At 52.0% G+C, this 21,312-nt stretch carries 18 protein-coding genes and 1 pseudogene; 10 read left to right on the top strand and 9 right to left on the bottom strand.

From position 1 onward, the window contains the following. Positions 1 to 264: 264 nt before the first annotated feature. Complete coding sequence (locus BN3911_RS10125) at positions 265 to 1,653, bottom strand: MATE family efflux transporter (protein WP_242871109.1); 1,389 nt, start codon at positions 1,651 to 1,653, stop codon at positions 265 to 267. Between the two features lie 560 nt (positions 1,654 to 2,213). Between BN3911_RS10125 and glgB the strand changes: the two genes are divergently transcribed. The 6 genes from glgB (at position 2,214) to BN3911_RS10160 (ending at position 11,852) form a co-directional block, all read left to right on the top strand. Continuing rightward, entirely contained in the window at positions 2,214 to 4,232 is a 2,019-nt protein-coding gene (gene glgB / locus BN3911_RS10130) for a 1,4-alpha-glucan branching protein GlgB (RefSeq protein ID WP_066865018.1), read from the top strand. Between the two features lie 173 nt (positions 4,233 to 4,405). Further along, positions 4,406 to 5,614, top strand: coding sequence for a glucose-1-phosphate adenylyltransferase (locus BN3911_RS10135; protein WP_066865021.1), 1,209 nt, complete (start codon positions 4,406 to 4,408; stop codon positions 5,612 to 5,614). Then, a complete protein-coding gene (glgD, locus tag BN3911_RS10140; protein WP_242871110.1) occupies positions 5,611 to 6,732 on the top strand; it encodes a glucose-1-phosphate adenylyltransferase subunit GlgD in 1,122 nt (373 codons plus the stop codon). Before BN3911_RS10135 ends, glgD begins: the two co-directional genes overlap by 4 nt. A gap of 82 nt (positions 6,733 to 6,814) precedes the next feature. Further along, a complete protein-coding gene (gene glgA / locus BN3911_RS10145; RefSeq protein WP_066865024.1) occupies positions 6,815 to 8,242 on the top strand; it encodes a glycogen synthase GlgA in 1,428 nt (475 codons plus the stop codon). A 427-nt stretch (positions 8,243 to 8,669) separates the two neighbouring features. Further along, positions 8,670 to 10,178, top strand: coding sequence for an O-antigen ligase family protein (locus BN3911_RS10155; protein WP_066865030.1), 1,509 nt, complete (start codon positions 8,670 to 8,672; stop codon positions 10,176 to 10,178). Between the two features lie 63 nt (positions 10,179 to 10,241). Next, positions 10,242 to 11,852 (top strand): O-antigen ligase family protein, encoded by a 1,611-nt coding sequence (locus BN3911_RS10160; RefSeq protein WP_066865032.1) that lies wholly within the window; start codon positions 10,242 to 10,244, stop codon positions 11,850 to 11,852. Between the two features lie 143 nt (positions 11,853 to 11,995). On the opposite strand, the gene BN3911_RS10165 is transcribed toward BN3911_RS10160, so the two are convergent. Continuing rightward, complete coding sequence (locus tag BN3911_RS10165) at positions 11,996 to 13,051, bottom strand: LacI family DNA-binding transcriptional regulator (protein WP_066865034.1); 1,056 nt, start codon at positions 13,049 to 13,051, stop codon at positions 11,996 to 11,998. A gap of 483 nt (positions 13,052 to 13,534) precedes the next feature. On the opposite strand from BN3911_RS10165, the gene BN3911_RS10170 reads away from it, so the two are divergent. The 3 genes and pseudogenes from BN3911_RS10170 (at position 13,535) to BN3911_RS17600 (ending at position 14,616) form a co-directional block, all read left to right on the top strand. Beyond that, entirely contained in the window at positions 13,535 to 14,140 is a 606-nt protein-coding gene (locus BN3911_RS10170) for an energy-coupled thiamine transporter ThiT (RefSeq protein ID WP_066867751.1), read from the top strand. 146 nt (positions 14,141 to 14,286) lie between these two features. Beyond that, positions 14,287 to 14,400 (top strand): annotated as a pseudogene (locus BN3911_RS17845) (DUF1540 domain-containing protein); the annotation flags it as partial. A 30-nt stretch (positions 14,401 to 14,430) separates the two neighbouring features. Continuing rightward, positions 14,431 to 14,616: a hypothetical protein gene (locus BN3911_RS17600; RefSeq protein ID WP_242871111.1), complete on the top strand. Its 186-nt coding sequence runs from the start codon at positions 14,431 to 14,433 to the stop codon at positions 14,614 to 14,616. Between the two features lie 60 nt (positions 14,617 to 14,676). Here BN3911_RS17600 and BN3911_RS10180 read toward each other — a convergent pair whose 3' ends face one another. After that, entirely contained in the window at positions 14,677 to 15,282 is a 606-nt protein-coding gene (locus tag BN3911_RS10180) for an ECF transporter S component (protein WP_187127725.1), read from the bottom strand. Between the two features lie 217 nt (positions 15,283 to 15,499). On the opposite strand from BN3911_RS10180, the gene BN3911_RS10185 reads away from it, so the two are divergent. Beyond that, entirely contained in the window at positions 15,500 to 16,330 is an 831-nt protein-coding gene (locus tag BN3911_RS10185) for an HAD family hydrolase (protein ID WP_187127726.1), read from the top strand. 95 nt (positions 16,331 to 16,425) lie between these two features. Here the strand turns inward: BN3911_RS10185 and gltA are convergent, their stop codons facing one another. The 6 genes from gltA to BN3911_RS17605 form a co-directional block, all read right to left on the bottom strand. Next, complete coding sequence (gene gltA / locus BN3911_RS10190) at positions 16,426 to 17,820, bottom strand: NADPH-dependent glutamate synthase (RefSeq protein WP_066865047.1); 1,395 nt, start codon at positions 17,818 to 17,820, stop codon at positions 16,426 to 16,428. Position 17,821: 1 nt separating this feature from the next. Beyond that, complete coding sequence (locus BN3911_RS10195; RefSeq protein ID WP_066867754.1) at positions 17,822 to 18,664, bottom strand: sulfide/dihydroorotate dehydrogenase-like FAD/NAD-binding protein; 843 nt, start codon at positions 18,662 to 18,664, stop codon at positions 17,822 to 17,824. A 147-nt stretch (positions 18,665 to 18,811) separates the two neighbouring features. After that, on the bottom strand, positions 18,812 to 19,987 hold the full coding sequence (locus BN3911_RS10200; RefSeq protein ID WP_066865050.1) for an iron-containing alcohol dehydrogenase: 1,176 nt from the start codon (positions 19,985 to 19,987) through the stop codon (positions 18,812 to 18,814). Positions 19,988 to 20,154: 167 nt separating this feature from the next. Further along, on the bottom strand, positions 20,155 to 20,754 hold the full coding sequence (locus BN3911_RS10205; RefSeq protein WP_066865054.1) for a manganese catalase family protein: 600 nt from the start codon (positions 20,752 to 20,754) through the stop codon (positions 20,155 to 20,157). Positions 20,755 to 20,757: 3 nt separating this feature from the next. Then, positions 20,758 to 21,009, bottom strand: coding sequence for a spore coat protein CotJB (locus tag BN3911_RS10210; RefSeq protein WP_066865057.1), 252 nt, complete (start codon positions 21,007 to 21,009; stop codon positions 20,758 to 20,760). Then, positions 21,006 to 21,209 (bottom strand): spore coat associated protein CotJA, encoded by a 204-nt coding sequence (locus BN3911_RS17605; RefSeq protein ID WP_066865060.1) that lies wholly within the window; start codon positions 21,207 to 21,209, stop codon positions 21,006 to 21,008. The genes BN3911_RS10210 and BN3911_RS17605 overlap by 4 nt, the downstream gene beginning before the upstream one ends. Positions 21,210 to 21,312 lie beyond the last annotated feature (103 nt).

Genomic DNA, 21,312 nt, shown 5'->3' on the forward strand with positions numbered 1-21,312 from the left:
GTTCTTTTTTGATAGATGAAATGAGAATCCTTCCTTTCCAACCGTTTGTGCCTGCAAAATTCAGTTCATTCTATCATTATTCCCCTTTGACGTCAATGAAAGAGGCTGGAACACTATGGGTTTAATATCCAGTTAGATCCCTCTCTTCTTCCCTCTCTCTTCCCTCTCTTCCCTCTCTTCTCCTGCGGCTCTTCGAGGGGGATGCCGGGAAAAAAGACCGGCCGGCCATCCATGTAAAATGGCCGGCCGGTCCTATAGCAAAAGTTATTTGTTTCCATTCGGCCAGACTGTATCAGCCTTTGGAGGAGGGAGCGTCTTTTTCCAGCGCCCACCGAAAAAATAGCCCAGGCCCAGGATAGCGGGAAGGATGGGGGAGACGGCTTCCGCCAGACAGATGCCTGGATAGCCCCAGCCCAGTACATTCCCCAGCAAGACGCTGAGCCCGAGACGCAGGACAACGGATTGGAATAAGGCGTTGAGCATGGCGAATCTGGAATCCCCAGTGCCGGTGGCGAAAGAATCCAGCAGGTACATGACGGTGTAGGGCAGAAAATTCAGCCCGCAGCAGAGATGAAGATAGTAGGCGCCCTCCCGGATTACGGCAGGGTCAGCATTAAATAATCCGATCAGTTGGGGGGCAAAAATCTGAATGATCAGTACCAGCGGAGCCGTGACGGCCACGCTCATCCAAACGCCTGTTTTGGCGGTGGAGGCGGCGCGCCGTATGTTCCCGGCTCCTAGGTTCTGGCCGGTCATGGTGGTAACCGCCTGCCCCACAGCCCAGCAGGGCATGGCGGCGAAGGTATTGAGGTTCAGCCCCACGCCCGCCGCAGCAGCCACAGCGACGCCGCAGCCATTGAGCATCCCTGTGACAAGCAGGTAGGAAAGGTTCAGTACGGACATCTGCACAGCGCTGGGCAGCCCGATCCGCAGAAGAGGGATAGATACCCGCTTCTGCAGACACAGATCTGTCCGTTTCAGTCCCTTCAGCATCCCTCTCTGCCATAAATAAATGACGGCGACAGCACAGGAGGCGGCTTGAGAGAACACTGTCGCCAGCGCCGCTCCCTGCATGCCGAAGCCGCAGACGCCGGTCAGCAGCAAATCCAACAGGATATTCAGCACAGAGGAAAACGCCACAAACTTCAGCGGACCAGAAGAGTCCCCCAAGCCTCTGAGAATGGCGCAGCATGCGTTATAACCAAAGACAAATACAGTGCCGAAACAGAGGATATGCATGTATGAGGAGGCTAAAGGCATAATTTCACTGGGGACAGACATAAACTGAAACACAGAAGGATAGACAAGCAGGGTGAAAATGGTAATAGCAAGGGCGGTCAGCAGGGAGCCTGTGAACAGGTTTCCTGCTGCTGGCCAGATTTGATCCCGTCTTCCGCCGCCTCTGCTGTGAGCAATCAGCACGGTGCCTCCCATGGTCAGGCCGCTGCCCAGAGATGTGATCAGGAACAGGAGTTTTGATGCGCTGGCAGCCGCGGCTAGACCGCCGCTGCCTACGAAGTTTCCCACAACAGCCATGTCGGCCATGCTGTAGCAGGATTGTAGGATATTGGCTAGGAACAGAGGCAGGGCAAAACGAAACAGCCGTTTTGGCACGCTGCCTGAGGTGAGATCGAACATTGTATTCTGTTTCAAAAAAATCTTCCTTTCAGAAATGCTGCCGGCTTTTTAAGCGGATCTCTCCGCGCCGGAAAAATGAAAAGGGCCGCGGACGAAACATCGTCCACGGCCCACAGCATCCCTGATCCCCAGCGGCAGCACCATAAGACAGGCAGCGTTAAGCATGCCTGTCTTGCGATTCTGTTATCCGCCGGTGAAGGATTCCATCAGCCCCGTGCAATGTTTCACCGCTGCCAGCCGCACGGAGCAGATTTTGATGCAGAATTTCATAGTAAAAAAACTCCCTTCAGAGTGGGTTCATCATATCATGGGCTTTCCTGCTTGTCAAAGGGAAAAAAGTAATATCCGGGAAATTTGACAGAATTCCCATGGAGTATGTGTTAGGGTGTTCTGGTACAGCAAAAGTGGCGTTACACAGAAAAACACATAGATATTTGTAAGATTATAACAAATATTCAAAAATTTATTCCGCAAGTTTAAATTAAATCACTAAAAACCACTTGAAATTTTTCCCGTATATGGTATGATAACAGCAAAGACAAGCGGAATATCCGGGAAAAGGAGAGTTTCGACTTATGGAAAATAAAAAGGACGTGGGGAAAGAGCTGCCTGAAGCCAAGCAGGAAAACCTCCCCCTTTACCTGTTCCGCGGCGGCAAGAGCAGGAGGGCCTATGAATATTTGGGCCTTCACAAAACCAGCCGAAACGGCAGGGAGTGCATGGTGGCAAGGGTTTGGGCCCCAAAAGCGAAAGAGGTTTCGCTGGTGGGCAATTTCTGCAACTGGGATAAGGCCAAGTATCCTTTGAAAAAGATAGACGATGAGGTTTGGGAGGGATTTACGGATTTTGTATTTCAACCCTTCGAACTGTATAAATTTTATGTGAAGACAGCTCAAGGCGAGGACACCTATAAAGCGGATCCCTATGCTTTGCACACGGAGACCAGACCCGGAACAGCCTCCCGCTATTACGACCTGGAAGGGTACCACTGGCAGGATGCAGAATGGCGGAACCAGAAGAAAAAGAACCCCCATTATTCCCAGCCGGTGAACATCTATGAGATGCATGCGGGCTCCTGGCGGAAATATGCGGACGGAAGCGTTTTTTCCTATGAAAAGCTGGGGGACGAGTTGATTCCCTATGTGAAGGATATGGGATTTACCCATATTGAATTTATGCCCCTGACGGAATATCCCTTTGACGGGTCCTGGGGGTACCAGGTTATGGGATATTTTGCCCCCACCTCCCGGTATGGACAGCCCAAGGATTTTATGCGTTTTGTAGACCGCTGCCATCAGGCGGGTATCGGGGTGATTATGGACTGGGTTCCCGCCCATTTTCCCAAGGATGCAGCGGGTCTTGCAAGGTTTGACGGCACGCCCTGCTATGAATATGCAGACCCCCGCAAGGGCGAACACAAGGATTGGGGTACGCTGGTGTTCGACTATGCGCGCAACGAGGTGGTAAGCTTTTTGGTTTCCAGCGCTGTGTTCTGGCTCCGGGAATACCATATCGACGGGCTGAGGGTGGATGCGGTGGCTTCCATGCTGTATTTGGATTACAGCCGCAACGACGGCGAATGGGTGCCCAATAAGGACGGAGGAAAGGAAAACCTGGAGGCCGTAGAATTCCTGAAAACCCTCAACGAGGCGGCCTTCGCGGAGGAGCCTGAGGTGATGATGATCGCGGAAGAATCCACCTCCTGGCCCATGGTGACAAAGCCAACCTATATGGGGGGGCTTGGGTTCAACTACAAATGGAATATGGGCTGGATGAACGACATGCTGCGTTATATGTCGCTGGATCCGCTGTTTCGAAGCGGCAATCACAGTTCCCTTACCTTTTCCTTTTTCTACGCGTTCTCCGAGAATTATATCCTTCCCATCTCTCATGACGAGGTGGTGTACGGAAAGGGATCTCTTGTCAATAAAATGCCGGGAGATGAAGCGCAAAAGCAGGCTGGCATGCGCTGTTTTGTCACGTATATGATGGCCCATCCCGGCAAGAAGCTGCAGTTTATGGGCACGGAATTTGCTCAGAAAAACGAGTGGAATTTTGAAAAAGAGCTGGAATGGGGCCTGCTTCAACACCAGGAACACCGGGACGCCCAGAACTTTTTCCGGGCGGTGAACAGGTTTTATCTCAGCCGGCCGGAGCTCTGGGAGCAGGATTTCGACTGGTCTGGGTTCGAATGGATCAGCAATGATGACTACAAACAGAGCGTCATTGCCTTCCGGCGGAAATCGAAGGATGGAAGAGAACTTGTTGCCGTGTGCAATTTTGTACCGGTGGAGCGCCATAACTACCGTATCGGCCTGCCGGTGCGCGGTACTTGGGCAGAGGTGTTTTCTTCTGATGACAAGGCTTTCGGAGGCGGAGGCGTAACCAACGGCAGCTCTGTGAAAACAGAAGATATCCCCATGCACGGCTGCGAGCAGAGCGCGGCTCTGACGTTGCCGGCCAACACCGTTTTCTTCTTGGAATGCATGCGCAGAAATCCGAAGCGGGCAGTGAAGCCGCCGCAGAGTAAGCTGAGCGGCGCAAAAGAAAAGCTTAGCGTACAGAGACGTTCGGTCAAGGCAAAAAAAGCGTGAGCCGGCTTTTTCTCCGGGGAAGCCCGGAGGGTCCGGAAACCGCCATTGGGTGGCAATGGTTTCTGTGGGTCGGAGAAGGGGACAGGCGTTTCATTCTGTATAACAGGTTGAAGCGTGCAGGGAGCTTTCGCTTTTGCAATATTTGAAATTTTTAGAAATAGGAGGACGCTAAAATGTTACCCAAACAAGAGGTTGTAGCCATGCTGCTTGCGGGTGGACAGGGCAGCCGGCTGGGCGTATTGACAAGAAATCTTGCCAAGCCTGCGGTACCGTTCGGCGGCAAGTACAGGATCATCGATTTTCCACTTTCCAACTGCGTAAACTCCGGCATTGAAACTGTGGGTGTGCTGACCCAGTATCAGCCGTTGGAACTCAACGAGTATATAGGAAACGGCCAGCCGTGGGACTTGGACAGCACCAATGCCGGCGTACATGTGTTGCCGCCCTACCAGAAAAACAAAAAATCAGACTGGTATAAGGGGACGGCCAACGCTATCTTCCAGAATATTCCGTTTATTGAACGGTATGACCCGGAATACGTAGTGGTACTTTCCGGAGACCATATCTACAAGATGGATTACTCGAAGATGATCAATTACCACAAGGAGAAGGACGCCGCCTGCACCATTGCCGTGTATGAGGTGCCGTTGGAAGAGGCCTCCCGCTTTGGCATTCTGAATACCAATGCAGACGGCTCCATCTATGAGTTTGATGAGAAGCCGAAGGTGCCTAAGAGCAATCAGGCGTCTATGGGTATCTACGTGTTCAGCTGGAGCAAATTGAAGAAATACCTGGAGGAAGACGACGAGAATCCCAAATCTCAGAACGATTTTGGCAAAAACGTGCTGCCGGCCATGCTGAACGCAGGGGAACGGATGTTCGCCTACCGGTTTGAAGGCTATTGGAAGGACGTGGGTACCATTGAGAGTCTTTGGGAATCCAACATGGATCTGCTGAATCCCAATATCTCTCTGGACCTGAGCGACGACGAGTGGAAGATTTATTCCCGTAACCCGGTGATGCCGCCACACTATGTGGCCAAGGGCGCCCATGTGCAGAACTCCCTGGTAGCGGAAGGCTGCAATGTTTACGGAGAAATTGATTTTGCCGTGCTGTTTGCCGGTGTTTATGTGGCGCCGGGCGCGGTGGTAAAGGATTCCATCGTCATGCCGGGAGCCCGTATAGAAGAGGGCGCACGGGTACAGTATGCGATCGTATCGGAAAATTCCGTGATCGGCGCCAACGCGGTGGTTGGCGAGCGGCCTGAGGAAATGGAGAACAAGGACGATTGGGGCGTGGCTGTGATCGGACCCGGCTGTACGATTCCGCCGGGCACTGTGGTTGAGCCGAAAGCCATGATCGATGCTGAGGAGGTGAAATGATGATGATGCGCGGCAACAATGTTATGGGAATTCTTTTTGCCTATGTGCATGAGGAACGGGTGAGAGAACTCACTCAAAACAGGGTGATGGCTTCGGTGCCTTTTGGCGGCCGGTATCGTCTGGTGGATTTTCCGCTTTCCAATATGGTAAACTCGGGAATCAACAAGGTGGGCGTCATCACCGAACAGAATTACCAGTCGCTGATGGATCACCTGGGTTCCGGCAAGGCTTGGGACCTTTCGAGAAAACGAGAGGGCCTCTATCTGCTGCCCCCCTTTGGAGCCGAGACCATCCGTACGGACGGAAAGATTGAGACGCTTGCCTCTGTTATGCGGTTTCTGAAAAATTCTCACGAGGAATACGTACTGCTTTCCGACTGTGATACCGTAGCCAACATAGATTATCGTGACGTGTTTAAGTTCCACAGTGAGAAGGAGGCGGATATCACTGTAGTGTACCGCCATGGAATGTCGCCGGATTCCGATAAGAACTGCCTGTATACGGTGGACCCGGAAGGTGTGATCCGGGACATGCTGGTCAAACGCGGCAGCGATGCCGACTGCAATTACGGCATTGGTATGTCGATCATCGGCAGGGAAAAGCTGATGGAACTGGTGGAAGACTGCATGGCCAGAAACCTTTATGATTTTGACCGCGATCTCCTGCAGCGTTGTCTGCCGGATATGCGGGTGTGCGGCTATGAGTTCACCGGCGCCGCTTACCAGGTGACCTCTTTCGGCAGCTATTTCAACGCCAATATGGCTTTGATGGATCCGAAGGTGCGCACACAGCTGTTCCAGCCCTCCAGGCCGATTTATACCAAAGTGCGCGACGATATGCCGGCCAAATATGGGCTGGGTTCTCAAATATCCAACTCTATTGTGGCGGACGGCTGCATCATCGACGGCGAGGTGGAGAACTGTGTGCTGTTCCGCGGCGTCAAAGTGAAAAAGGGCGCGAAGCTGAAAAACTGTGTGATTATGCAGGACACCGTAGTGGGGGAGAATACCCGCCTCGACTATGTGGTGGCGGATAAGAATGTGGTGTTTGAAAATGACCGGACACTGATGGGCTATCAGACCTATCCCGTGTACGTATCCAAGGGAAGCAAGGTCTGAGAGCTGCGGGATAGGGGAGAAGCGGCGGATCCCTCCGCCGCAGGCTCCCTGAGTTTCATCCAGGAAAGGATAAGGTAACACGATGAAAGTTTTATTCTGTGCAAGCGAAGCGCTGCCCTTTTCCGCCACCGGAGGACTGGCGGACGTCGCCGGTTCCCTGCCCCAGGCACTGCGAACCCGGTTGATCGGCTGCCGTGTGGTATTGCCCCTGTATGACGGCGTTCCCCAGGAGCTGCGGGATCAGATGCGTTTTGTCACCAGCATCAGCGTACCCGTGGCCTGGCGCAGGCAGTATTGCGGCATTTTTGAAGCTAAGATCAACAATGTAATCTATTACCTGATCGACAATCAGTATTATTTCAAAAGAAACGGGCTTTACGGACATTTTGACGATGCGGAGCGCTTTGCCTTTTTTTCCCGCGCTATTCTGGAAATGCTGCCCTATATTGATTTCAAGCCAGACATCATCCATACCAACGACTGGCAGACCGCCCTGGTGCCGGTCTATTACCGGCTCTTCTATGCCAATAATGAGTGGTATGCCGGTATTAAGACGTTGTTTACCATCCATAACATCCAGTATCAAGGCCAGTATGGCAAGGAAATTCTGGAGGATGTGTTCGGCATCCCCAATTATGAAAGCCAGCTGCTGGAATATGACAAGTGTGTGAATCTGATGAAGGGAGCCATAGAGTGTGCCAACTGGGTTTCTACAGTGAGTCCGACCTATGCCCAGGAAATCCTGGATCCCTGGTATGCGCATAAGCTGGACCCCATTCTGAGGGAGCGTTCCTGGAAGCTTTCTGGTATTCTCAACGGCATCGACGTGGTAAATTACGACCCGGAACACGACCCGAATCTCTACGCCAATTATACCTGCGAGGATCGTGCAGGCAAGGCTGTAAACAAGGCAAAGCTGCAGGAGCGGGTCTGCGTTGAGGTGAACCCGGATCTGCCGCTGATCGGAATGGTGACACGGCTTGTCTCCCACAAGGGCCTGGATCTGGTGAAGGAAGCTGTGGACAATGTGATGCAGTATTCCAACGCCCAATTTGTGATTTTGGGCAGCGGGGATTTGGAGTATGAAAATTATTTCAAGTGGATGCAGGAGAAATATCCCGGCCGGTTTGTGCTCTGCCTGGGATTTGTTCCGGAACTCTCCAGGAAAATCTACGCTGGTTCTGATATCTTCCTGATGCCCAGCAAGAGCGAACCCTGCGGCCTTTCCCAAATGATCGCCTTACGGTACGGCTCCATTCCTGTAGTGCGGGAGACGGGCGGCCTGAAGGATTCCATCACCGACAGCGGGGATGGTCAAGGCAACGGCTTTACGTTCCAGAGCTACAACACCGGGGATATGCTGCACTCGCTCCATCGTGCTATTTATGCCTACAATTCCGACCAGGAAGGCTGGGGCATTCTTGTGGACCGTGCAATGAGATGTGACAACAGCTGGGGAAAATCGGCTAACGATTATATCAAGCTCTACAAACAGCTTTTAAAAGACTGAAGAGCGGTTTGAACAAGGAGGGCCGGTCTCCAATAGCCCTAAAAAACAAAAAAACAGAAAGCGCGGAGCAGGGAAACACAGCTTTCCTTGCCCCGCGTTCTCTTATCACCGGGAATGATCTGAAAAGTCTCTCAAACAGTGGTTCCCATTCCGGAAGGCATGAGCCCAGGACAGATAAATCAGACAGCTTGTTTCAGGCGGGCGGGGCTGAACCATCTGCAGCTGTCGTACGGATGCAGGATGCGGAGGTCAAAAACAGCCGGCCGGTTTTTGGCGAACTTTCAGGAGCGGCGGGAATTTCTTTCTGAATTCTGAAACCGGAGGCTGTTCGGGCTGATTCACTTGTATGGGGCGGAGGTTTGTGGTATAGTTAACAGGTCATACGGCAGCCTTGCCGAATTTTGAAGAGCAGATAAGGAATTGCTTTATGAAAGATACAACGTTCAAGGGCAGGATGATTTCCCATACGGGGGAATTTATGGCGGCGCTGCTTCTGCTGCAGCCGATGCTGGACGTGCTTTCCTATTTCATGCAGAATGTAGGAGGGACCGTTTTCACCACGGCTCTGCGAATGGCCCTTCTCATAACAGTAAGCCTGTACGGTTTTGTCATTTCGGACAGAAAAAGGGTTTATGGCGTCTTTTACGGTTTGATAGCAGGCTTTTGGCTGCTGCACATGCTCAACTGCCTGCGTACCGGCTATATGGATCCGGTGGGGGATGCGGCAGAATACCTTAAGTTGGTGCAGTTCCCTTTATGGACGCTCTCGTTTGTCACATTTTTCCGCCGGCGCGATTCCTTGGATTATTCGGTAGTCGGGATTTTGGCGGCGAATTTTGGCATCATACTTCTTGTAGTGCTGCTTTCCTTTTTGACAGGCCATCCTGTCTATACCTACGATTATCCGGAAAGGGGCATGCAGATTGGAATATTGGGCTGGTTCGGCGTTCCCAATGCTCAAAGCGCAGTGCTGGCCATGTTGGTTCCTCCGCTTCTGCTGTGGGCGCTTCGCAAGGAAAAATTCTGGCTCCTCTGCGTGACGGCTTTTCTGGGATTCGGGCTGCTTTATGCCACCGGTACCAGGTTGACTTATTTTTCAGCCGTGTTAACAGCGGCAGGAATACTGGTGCTGCTGCTGTGGAACAGGAAACCGCTCAGGTTCTGTCTTCCTCTGCTGCTGGCACTGGTGCTGCTGCTGGGCCTGAAGGGCTTCTCGCCGATGGAACAGCGTCAAATGCGTTCGTTGGATTCCAATGAGCTTTACCGGGAAAAGACAGAGGCTGTGATGGGCAGCGATATGGGATACGCCTACCGGAAAGGGGAAGAAATTCCCGCCGAAGTGAAAGAAAAGCTGGAACGGCTCTATACAGAGGTTTACGGTGTGCCCGGTCCCTATAAGCTGCCCTTGCTGGGGGATATGATTGAGAAGTTTGGGCTGGAAGCCGTGATGGAGGCTTACGGTTATACCGATGCGCCGGAACAGCTTTATAACGCCCGGCTGAAAAAGCTGAAATGTTTGGAACTCAACTGGCAGCAGAAGGATTTTCTCACAAAGATGCTGGGCTTTGAGTATGCAGAGGCTACTGTCAACGGGAATATTTATGACCCGGAAAATGATTTTCCCGCTTTGCTCTATTACTATGGTTATCTGGGGGCGGGGCTTTATCTGCTGTTTGCCGCCTATTTTGTCTTTTCCGCATTGCGGGCTCTGTTCCGGCGGGGCCCCGGATTTGTGACGTTGGAATTGGGCGCTGCGGCGCTGATGTTCTGCTATGCCTTGGGGGCGGCCCAGTTTTCCGGACAGACGCTCAGAAAGCCTAATGTGTGCGTGTATTTTTCTTTGGCCGCGGCGATGCTCTGGCAGCAGTCCCATCCAGTGGTCCGGAACAGACCTCAGGTTGACAGAAAATCGGTTGTGTTTCTCAAGAAAATATGATAAGATAACCGCAGCCGCCAATTTCTGGGCGAAATCAAACTGTGAAAATAACGGAGTTGTTCCATGAAGATACAGGAATTTCGATCCAAATTAGAAGAAAAACTCTCTGTTCTGGTACTCGTTTTACTGGTGATTCAGCCGGTGCTGGACGTGTTTTCTTATTTTCTGGGCCAGACTGGCAGCAATGCTCTTTCTACCTTGGCACGGTTTGCCATGCTGGCGTTTGTGGCCTTGCTGGGATTTTTTATCAGCAGGAAGAAAAAAATATATTTTTTCTTTTATGGTGCGATAGGCCTGTTTTGGATCGCCCATATGGTCAATTGCTTCCGGGTGGGCTATCAATCCCCTGTGGCGGATACCACCAATTTTCTGCGTATCATGAATTTCCCTATATTTACCCTATCCTTCCTCACTTTTTACGAGCAGGGGAAGGACGTGCGCAAAAGCATTTACTGGGGCTTCGGTATCAATTTTATGGAGGTTGTGCTGTTTACTCTGCTTCCCTGGGCGCTGGGGCATCCGGTCTACACTTATGAAACCTTAGGCGTGGGAGTTTTGGGATGGTTTGCCGTTCCCAGTGCGCAGAGCGCGGTAATTGTGCTGCTGGCTCCTCTTGCTGTCCTTTGGGCTTACAAGACGGGAAAATATCCGATATATCTGCTGATGTCAGCGGCCTGTATCGGGCTGATGTATGCCACCGGGACAAAGCTTACCTTCTATTCTATCTTCATATTGGCGGGAGCCTATCTGTTCCTGTTTGCGTTGAATTTGAAAAAGAAATGCTGGCTCTACGTGCTGCCGCTTGTGGTACTTGCGGGGCTTGCTTTCGGGTTTCGGGCACAGTCTCCCATGCAGGACCGGGAGAACCAGTCAAACTATGCCTTGGGCATCTACAACAAGCTGGTAAATGAGAGCATGGAGAACAGCGGCGCGGATGCGGAAACTATTCAGGATATTAAAAATGGATTTGATTCTGAGCAAAGTTCTGAGGACAAGCTGGAAAAGGTGCGCCGCAGCCTAATCGGCGTGTACACTGACAAAGAGGTGTACGGTCCCTTTCTGAAAAATCTGCATGACCGATTTGGCGTTTACAATGTAATGGAGGCCTATAATTATACCACGGAGCCCACAATCCTATCCGACTCGCGGGTGCGGAAAAAAGTTTTTGCAAAGTTGGTGTGGCAGGAAAAGGATTTTGCTACCAAGATGCTGGGATTTGAATACAGCGATATGCTCACCCCCAATGCCATTTATGATTTGGAAAATGATTTTCCTGCGGTTTTCTATTTCTGCGGCTATTTTGGCTTTGCCCTGTATCTGCTGTTCTTTGCCTATTTTATCTGGATAATCCTCCGCGGTTTTGCCCTGGAGGTGCGCCGGACAAGCGTGGAAGAACGCAGAAAGAATCAAGAAGGACGTTCCAGCGAAAAATCAGTTAAGAGATATCTCGGCAGTCTGCTTGCAGGTATTAAGGCGTTGGGAAGAGGGGTACAGAGCTTTTTGACGGTGGAGATGGGGGCTGTGGGTATGGCATTCCTGCTGGCCTTGATTGCTGCCCAGATTTCCGGTAATGTGCTTCGAAGGCCCAATGTGACAGTTTATTTTGCCGTAACGGCCGCCACGCTCGTCCATCTGACCAGGCGGCGAAGAGCGGAGAAAGAGTCTGAAGACTAAGATACCCGTTTCCGGTGATTCCGGAGCGGAAGGACGGATATAGAAAGCCCCTGGAAGGACTCCTTCCGGGGGCTTCGATTTGCTGGGATACTGTGGAGATTGCGGCTGTTGTTCCAAAGCGCTGCCCTGCAGTACAGAACAGATTAAGTGGTTTTGGTCAGATCCCGAACGCTGTCTCTTTCAATAAGTTGTGTGGAAATCTGATAATTCAGACAGGCGTCATAGATTCCGAGCCTGCGCAGACGGCACAGGTTTTGCAGCAGAGAGATGCATTCCCTGCCCATCAGACGGCGGGAATTTTTCATACTGGTCAGGCGCGGAGTAATCATGGTACAGAGAGAACGGTTGTCAAACCCGATGACGGAAACGTCCTCAGGCACCCGGAGTCCGGCCTGTTCCAATGCTTTGATTGCTTGCCAGGCCAGATGGTCATTCTCCGCCAGCAGTGCAGTGGGAAACGGTTTTACCTTTTGAAAACGGAGGCTTAACTCGTCTGCGCTGCTGCCAAAATGCAGGTCTGCGCAGGAAAAATAAAATTCCTTCCGGTCTTCCAGACCGTATTCCCACAGAGCTTGGTGAAAACAGCGGCGGCGATCCACTTGGCTGTCGTTTTCCTGACCGCTGTACACATATCCCAAGTCTCGGTGGCCCTTTTCCTTCAGATATCTAACCGCAGTGAATACCCCCTGTTCGTTGTTGACGCAAACGCTGTTTATCTGCCGGTTGGGCAGGTATGCGTCCACGAATACGGCAGGAAGCCTTAGGCTGCGGACGTCTTCCAGGATACCGGCGCTGATATGGCCTGCCTGAATGATGACGCCGGCCGTGTCTCCCACATCTTCCAGCAGGCTTTGGAGCTGTGGATTACCCTGCCGGCTCAAGTGCATCACCACCAGATGAAAGCCGTTTTCTCTGGCTTCCATTTCGGCGCCCTCCAGTACGGCAGGGTAAAAGGCAAACCGATCGTCCGTTTCATCACAGCTGGTGTAAATGAGATAGGCAATGACAGGGTGTGGCCTTTGAGAAGCATAATTTCCAGAATCCTGGGCGGCGCCTATCATGTCCCCACAGCCCAGCTCCCGTATTTTTTTCAAAAGAGAACGGCGCAGCGAATCGCTGATACCGGGTTTATTGTTCAGCACCAGGGAGATGGTCGCAGGGGAAACTCCGAGCTGTCTGGCCAGATCCTTCGCTTTCATACCAATAGATACCCCATTTGCATTTCTTTAAATAAACTTGAATTTATAAATTTATAAATAATTATAAAGGTTATGCAAAAGAAAAGCAAGTGGTCGATCGTATAATTTGTAAAAAAACAATTCAGATAAGGGAGAAATTTTAAGGATAATTTTTTATTTGACAAATGACGGTCCAGAGGCTAAAATAAAAGACGAAAAATGAAAGAAGGGGAGCTTGCTGAAAGGCGGCTGAGAGGAGCTTCGAGCTTAAACCCTTTGCCCGTAAAGGGCAGGAACCTGATGCGGATAATACCGACGTAGGAAACATTTCATTATAGCAGGCAGGCGCATTTGTCGGAATCGGCAAATGAGTGTTGGCTTTGTGCCGTCTTCGAAGCTGCGGGATATGGACGGTATCGAAATGTGTTTCTGTGTCATTTGGAATTTTATCCAAATGGCATTTTTCATTTTTCAAAAGAATATTTGGAAGAAGGAAGAATGAAAATGAACACAAGACTTTCCAAACGTACGATGAATTTAGTTCTGGCGGGCGTGATGATTGCCCTCGGTACAGTTCTGAATTTCATCAAATTTCTGGACATGCCTTACGGCGGCTCCATCACACTGTGCTCTATGCTTCCGATCATGATCTATGCCTATAAATGCGGCACTAAGTGGGGCCTGGGTGCGGGACTCACTTTCAGCGTACTGCAGCTGCTCTTTGGGCTAGATGCGCTCAAAGGGATATCCGGCGGGGTGGTCGTGGGTTCTATTCTGCTGGATTACATTTTGGCTTTTACGGTTCTGGGCCTGGCCGGTATCTTTCGTGGGAGGATCCAAAACGACACGGCTGCTTTTGCGCTGGGCGCTTTTGTTTCCGGGATGCTCCGCTATTTGTGCTCCTTCCTCTCCGGCTGGATTCTGTGGGGGGAATATGCGGATGTGGCAAAATTTCCGATGCTTGCGGGAATGACGGGAAATGAACTTGCCTGCCTGTATTCTCTGCTCTATAATGGCAGCTACATGATTCCCGAGGTTTTGCTTACCTGCGTTGTGGGGGCTGTAATCATGCGCCTGACTGGCAAGCGCATTCTGGGACAGCAGGCCTGACGCCGAAGCGGCGGAGAACGAAAAAGCGGCAATTTTAAATATCAGAAAAAAATGACAGAGGCGCCGCTGGAATAAAAACAGCAGAGGCAGCAAAGAATAAATCTCGTAAAACGGAGTTTTACAAATTTATGTTTACGAGGTGCCTTATGAACAGACTTGAATGTCAGGTGACGTCCTGTCAGCATTACTGCAACAATCAGTGCTGTCTTCCGGGTATCAAGGTCGACGGACCTTCGGCCTGCGAGAGCAGTCAGACTTGCTGTTCCTCCTTTGAAGAGAGGCACAGAAGCATGGGTGAGAACGTTTCGGCCTGTGGACGGACTCCCTCTGTGGAGACCTCTATCGACTGTAAAGCCGAAAAGTGCGCGTACAATGAAAATTGCAAGTGCACGGCCGAGTGTGTTTGCGTGGGCTGCTGCTGCGGTGATGTGACCACGAAGAGCGGCACCGAGTGCTGCACTTTCCGCAACAACTGAGTTTCACATGCGAAAAAACAGCTCCTTGCCTCAAACGCAAGGAGCTGTTTTTTTAAATACTCACACACGGATAGAATTCAGTTTTATTACGGCCTTCGAGACTGCAGTGCCGGCGATACCACACACAAGCAGCTCTATCGGCGCGTTGATGCCGGTAGCCAGAAGGATCACTGTCTGCAGGGCGGAATCTACGCCGCCCAAAGCCTGAGCCTGTTCAGGATTGAAGCTGAAATTCCAAAAGAGAAGTGCCAGGAGGCCCAGGAACAGGGCAGTATTGAGCAAGGAGCCCAGCAGATTGGAAACCAATAGGGGAACCGTGCCGCTTTTTTTTCGGAACAGTCTGTAAACCACGCCGCAGAGCAGTCCGGCAAGCGTGCGGGACACAACACAGACCACAAAAGTAAAAAAGATGTTTTTCGCCGCCAAAATGCTTCCCAGGACATCGCCCATAAAACACTGGGCGAAGCTTGTAAGTCCAAACAGGCAGCCAAGGCCAGCACCGGCCAGCGGGCCCATCACGACAGCGCCTACAGAGACGGGAATCATCAGTAATGTCAGGGATAAAGCGCCGATTCTTAAATAACCGATAGGGGTAAAGGCCATAATGAGAATTAAGGCGGCCAGTATGGCAATTTCGGCCATGAAAACGGTCTTCTTTTGTTTCACGAAATCTTCCTCCATTCTTGTTTGAGATTGCAGAGGATTTGCTGTGCGTTTATTTTAGCATGATTTCTTTGGTACTGCAATGAAAAACGTATTGTGGAGACAGAGTTTTATGATAGAATAGATAGGACTGTTACGGGAAGAAATCCAGTGGGCAAAGCTGAGAGACACGAATGCAATTCGCGATAGAAACCACACGAAATAGATGGAGGAATGGAACATGAAGCTTTTAGCTTTTGATTTGGACGGTACTACGCTGACAGGGCATCAGCATCTTTCCACCCGAAATCGAAAAGCGTTGGAAAGAGCGGGGCAGATGGGGATACTGCTGGTTCCGGCCAGCGGAAGAATGAGGACATTTCTGCCGGAAGAGATTACCAGCCTGCCCGGCGTGCGCTGGGCTATCACCTCCAACGGCGCAGGCGTTTATGACCTGAAATCAGGGGAATGCATTTGGGACTGCCTGATTCCCAATGCTAAGGCGCTGGAGGTGCAGCAGCTGTTAAAAAGTTATGATGTCTATGTGGAATATTATCGAGAAGGAAGAGCGATTACGCTGCAGGGAGCGCCTGAAAAAGCAAAAACCTATTTTGGCTTTCCAAAGACAAAATGGCATTTCCTGACGAAAGATTTTGTTTATACGGAAGATTTTGAAGTTTTGCTGCGGGAAACGGGGCTTTGCCCGGAAAAAATCAATCTGCCTTATTTGCCAACGCCGGAGCTTCGCGAAGAGCTTTGGAATAAGCTGTTGGCTTTAGGCGGGCTGCGCCTCACTTCATCGATTCCAGACAATCTGGAAATCAATGCTTCCGGAGCGCACAAAGGGGCGGGGCTGAAAGCGCTGTGCAGGCATCTGAAGATTTCCACCAGCCAGGTAATGGCTATTGGGGATAATGGAAACGATGTGACCATGCTGCAATGCGCAGGGGTTTCTGTAGCAGTAGCGGATGCCTTGCCGGAAGCTCTGGCAGCCGCAAAGTACAGAACGTCTGCACATGATGAGGATGGACTGGCGGAAGCAGTGGAACGATTTCTCATCCAGCAGGAGTGAAGAATGCGTTTGATTGTTTATCCATACAAAAATCACGCAAACCACAGCTTCATTCTGCGGTTTGCGTGATTTTTAATTGCTCTTGCTCAACGGGTTTATTTTTCTTTTTTCTGCAGGTACTCATGAATGGCGGAAGCGGCAGTCTTGCCTGCGCCCATAGCGAGGATGACAGTAGCGGCGCCGGTGACGGCGTCGCCGCCCGCATAGACGGCGGGCCGGGAGGTGAGGCCGGTCTCTTCTTCTACAATAATGCCGCCCCATTTCTGGGTTTCCAGTCCCTCAGTGGTGGTTTTAATCAGCGGGTTGGGGGACGTCCCTATGGCCATGATCACACAGTCCGCTTCCAGAATGGATTCGGAGCCTGCTTTTTCTACCGGACGCCGCCGCCCGGAGGCATCCGGTTCGCCCAACTCCATCTCCACGCACTCCATGCCGGAAACAAAGCCTTCCTCGTTGCCCAGAATTTTAGTGGGGTTGTGCAGAAGCCGGAAGACGATGCCCTCCTCCTTCGCATGCTCCACCTCCTCTGCACGGGCGGGCAGTTCTTTCTCTGAACGCCGGTACACGATGGAAACTTCCTCCGCGCCCAGCCTTTTGGCGCAGCGGGCCGCGTCCATGGCCACGTTGCCGCCTCCCACCACCGCAACCTTTTTTGCATGCTGGATGGGTGTGTCGCTGTTGTCCCGATAGGATTTCATCAGGTTGACGCGGGTGAGGAATTCATTGGCGGAATACACGCCCTTCAGGTTTTCCCCAGGTATGTTCATGAAGCGGGGAAGGCCTGCGCCGGAGCCGATAAATACGGCTTCGAACCCGTCCTCCAGCAGTTCGTCCACAGAGAGCACTCTGCCGATGACCATATTGGTTTCCACCTTGACGCCCAGCTCCTTGAGCGTATCGATCTCCTTCTGAACAATGGCCTTGGGCAGCCGGAATTCCGGAATACCGTACACCAGCACTCCGCCGGCAGTGTGCAGCGCTTCAAACACGGTGACGTCGTAGCCCAGCTTGGCCAAATCTCCTGCACAGGTCAGCCCGGAGGGGCCGGATCCCACTATAGCCACCCTGCGGCCAAGGGGAGCAGGCCGTTTGGGGGCTTCCTTGCTGTGATCGTTGTGCCAGTCGGCCACAAAGCGCTCCAGCCGGCCGATTGCCACAGGCTCTCCCTTAATGCCCCGTACGCATTTTGCCTCGCACTGGGATTCCTGAGGGCAGACGCGGCCGCAGACGGCGGGCAAGGAACTGGATTTGGCAATGATCTGGTAGGCCTCCTCGAAATTTCCCTTCTGCACTTCCTGAATGAAGTCGGGAATGGCAATATTTACAGGGCAGCCGCCCACACATGGTCTGTTTTTGCAATTGAGGCAGCGGTTCGCCTCGTCGACGGCCTGCTCCGCCGTATAGCCCAGGGCCACCTCGCTGAAGTTTTTGTTGCGGACATTGGGTTCCTGAGAGGGCATTTCGTTTTTCTTCAAAGACATGTTGGGCATCTCAGCGGACCTCCTTTTCAAACAGATGACAGGCTTCTTCGTAGGCATGGCGCTCAAAAGGTTTGTATATGCTGGAGCGGGCCATGGCCTCGTCAAAGTCCACCTCGAAGCCGTCGAAATCGGGACCGTCCACACAGGCGAATTTGGTCTTGCCGCCCACGGTCAGACGGCAGCCGCCGCACATACCTGTGCCGTCGATCATGATGGGGTTCATGCTGACCACGGTTTTGATGTTGTATTGTTTTGTGAGCCGCACAACGAATTTCATCATGATCAGCGGCCCGATGGCGATAACTTCGTCATACTGCTCCCCAGCATCGATAAGCTTCTGCAGGGCATTTGTGACCAGGCCTTTTTCTCCACAGCTTCCGTCGTCGGTCATGAGGACAAACCTGTCGCTGACTTCCCTGAACTGTTCTTCCAGGATGACCAGCTCTTCATTGCGGAAGCCTACGATCGAGTGAACCTCCGCCCCAAGCTGATGGAGTTTCTTGGCGATAGGGTAGGCGATGGCGCAGCCCACACCGCCGCCAACCACGGCCACCTTGCGAAGCCCCTCCACGTGTGAAGGAGTTCCTAACGGTCCCACAAAGTCCTGAAGGCAGTCTCCCTCCTCCAGGTGATTCAGCTTCTCGGTGGTGGCGCCCACAATCTGGAAGATGATGGTCACGGTTCCGCGCTCCCTGTCAAAGTCCGCAACGGTCAGGGGAATCCGTTCTCCTTCTTCGTTCACCCGCAGGATAATAAACTGCCCCGGTTCCGCTTTCTTTGCGATCAGCGGCGCTTCTATTTCCATCAACGTTACGGTAGCATTTAATTTTTGTTTTTTTGCAATGCGGTACATAATTTCATTCACTTCCATCTCTCTGTTTATCTCTGCTATTATAGCAATCAGGGAGACAGAAAGCAATGAAAAATCTTTGGAAAAGCATGATTGCCGGAGGTATCTCTGCATTTTTTGCTGAACGCAGCAATGCAGCGGCGCTGCCGGTCAGAATTCCACTGGTTCCCCTGAATAAATACAGTCAAAAAGTTTCATCATGGCGGTCGTGTCGATCTCTCTGGGATTCGAAAGCGTGCAGGCATCCGCTACGGCGTTTTCAGCGATCAGAGGCAGCTTTTCGCGGAATTCTTCCTCCGGGACACCTGCTTCCTGCAGACTGCACGGGATTCCGAACTGGCGGTTCAGGCTTGTCAGCTTTTGGCAGAGCTTGTCCGTCAGCTCCATTTCGTTCTCTCCGGTGAGGCCGCAAGCGTAGGCCACGTCCGCGTAGCGGCCTGCACAAACTTTGGCGTTGTAGCGCACCACATACGGAAGATACAGAGCGTTCAGGCAGCCGTGGGGGATGTGACCACCGGCGAAGGCAGCGCCGGTCTTGTGGGCCATGGAGTGTACGATACCCAGCAGGGCGTTGGAGAAAGCCATACCGGCCAGACACTGGGCATAGTGCATTTGCTCCCTGGCGTACTTGTCGCCGCCGTAGGATCTTGGCAGGTGTTCCACCACCATGGAGACAGCCTTCAAGGCCAGCGGATCGGTAAAGGGAGAATGAAGCGTAGAAACGTAGGCCTCAACTGCGTGAGTAAGGGCATCCATGCCCGTGTTAGCTGTAAGAGCCTGCGGCATCGTCTGGGCCAGATCGGGATCCAGAATGGCGATATCCGGAGTGATGTTGAAATCCGCCAGCGGATACTTGATCCCCTTAGCGTAATCCGTCACAACGGAAAAGGCTGTGACTTCAGTGGCGGTGCCGGAGGTGGAGGGAATTGCGACAAACCTTGCCTTGGTGCGAAGCTCCGGGAAGGAAAAGGGCGTAATCAGGGATTCAAAGGTGGTTTGCGGATGCTCATAGAAAACCCACATGGCTTTGGCTGCGTCAATGGGTGAGCCGCCGCCCATGGAGAGGATCAAATCCGGGCAGAGCTCCCTCATGCGCTGTGCGCCCCGGAGCACTGTCTCCACGGAGGGATCCTGCTCCACCCCTTCAATCAGGGTTGTGTCGATGCCTGCCTCTTTCAGATAGGAGAGGGCGCGGTCCACAAAGCCATAGCGTTTCATCGAGCCGCCGCCCAATACCAGAACGGCTTTGCTGCCGTGGAGTTCCCGCAATTGGGAGAGAGAGCCGGGACCATAATAGAGGTCTCTGGGAAGTGTAAATCTTGCCATAGTTATTTTTGTTCCTTTCTGTCGCTGTTCTTTTCCATCCTATTCTTCCCAGATAGGAACGGCAATATCCTTTTTACCGTTATGCCGGAAATGTGGCTTGAGAGATATAAAGAAAGCCAGAGCGTACCGGAAACGGTGCGCTCTGGCTGTTTCTGTTATCTAAACGGTTACGGTTTATCGAAGGACGGGTTAAAGGCGTAGAAGTTTTTAGAATCCAGTTTGTCGGTCAGGATGCGCAGACCCTCGCCAAAACGCTGGAAATGGACGATTTCCCTCTCGCGCAGGAATTTGATGGGATCCCGCACGTCGGGGTCGTCGGCAAAACGGAGAATATTGTCGTAGGTCAATCTGGCTTTTTGCTCGGCGCTCAAATCTTCATTCAGGTCGGCAATGGTATCTCCGGTTACGGCGAACATGTCGGCATTGAAAGGAGCGCCTGAGGCTGCTACGGGATAAGCTCCGGTCGTATGATCCACAAAGTACGTGTCAAAGCCCGCTTCTTTAATCTGCTGAGGAGTCAGGTTCCTTGTCAGCTGATAGACAATAGTACCTACCATTTCCAGATGGCTGAGCTCTTCGGTACCGATATCGGTCAAAATTGCTTTCAGTTCGGGGTAGGGCATAGAGTAGCGCTGGCTCAAATAGCGCAGCGATGCGCCCAGCTCTCCGTGGGGGCCGCCGTACTGGCTGATGATGATCTTTGCCAGCGCAGGGTTGGAATTCTGAATCTTAATCGGATACTGGAGTCTTTTTTCATACACAAACATGAGTTAATTTCCCTCCTTTTCCCAGGGCCAGGGGTCGCTGATCCAAGCCCAGCGGCTGGTATTCTGAGGAGTCTCGTTGATAGGGCCAAATTTCTCTTCAAATTCTTTAACAAGTTTCTCTGTCCTCATCTTGTAATCGTCCAGCTTTTTTGCCGCGTCACAATTATTGGGATGCGTGTCCAGAAACAGGTGCAGCTCCCACATGGCAAACTGCATGGCTGCTATCCTTCTGCGCATGGCCTGCTCTTCACTCATCTGGGTTCACCTCTTCTGCCGTAAAACGGCTTATCCAATACGGGAAACAGAGTTCCCGCGTCCAACGCCCTCTCCGCGCTGTGGAGGGAACTGCTCCACTGCTGGTAGGGGACATACGCCATTGCGGGCACAGGGTCCTTGGGCAGAGCTGTGGGATCGTCATAAAGACCACAGGCTTGGCCGTTGATTTCTTCTGCCAAAATTGTTACCCCTTTCTGTATAGGATCAACCGGATTGCTCCGGCGTTTTTTCGGGAGGGTCCGGGGCGTCCCCGGGCCTTGTCCCTCTGTACAGAATATGTCA

This window comes from Neglectibacter timonensis (genome assembly GCF_900048895.1).
Lineage (GTDB): Bacteria > Bacillota > Clostridia > Oscillospirales > Acutalibacteraceae > Acutalibacter > Acutalibacter timonensis.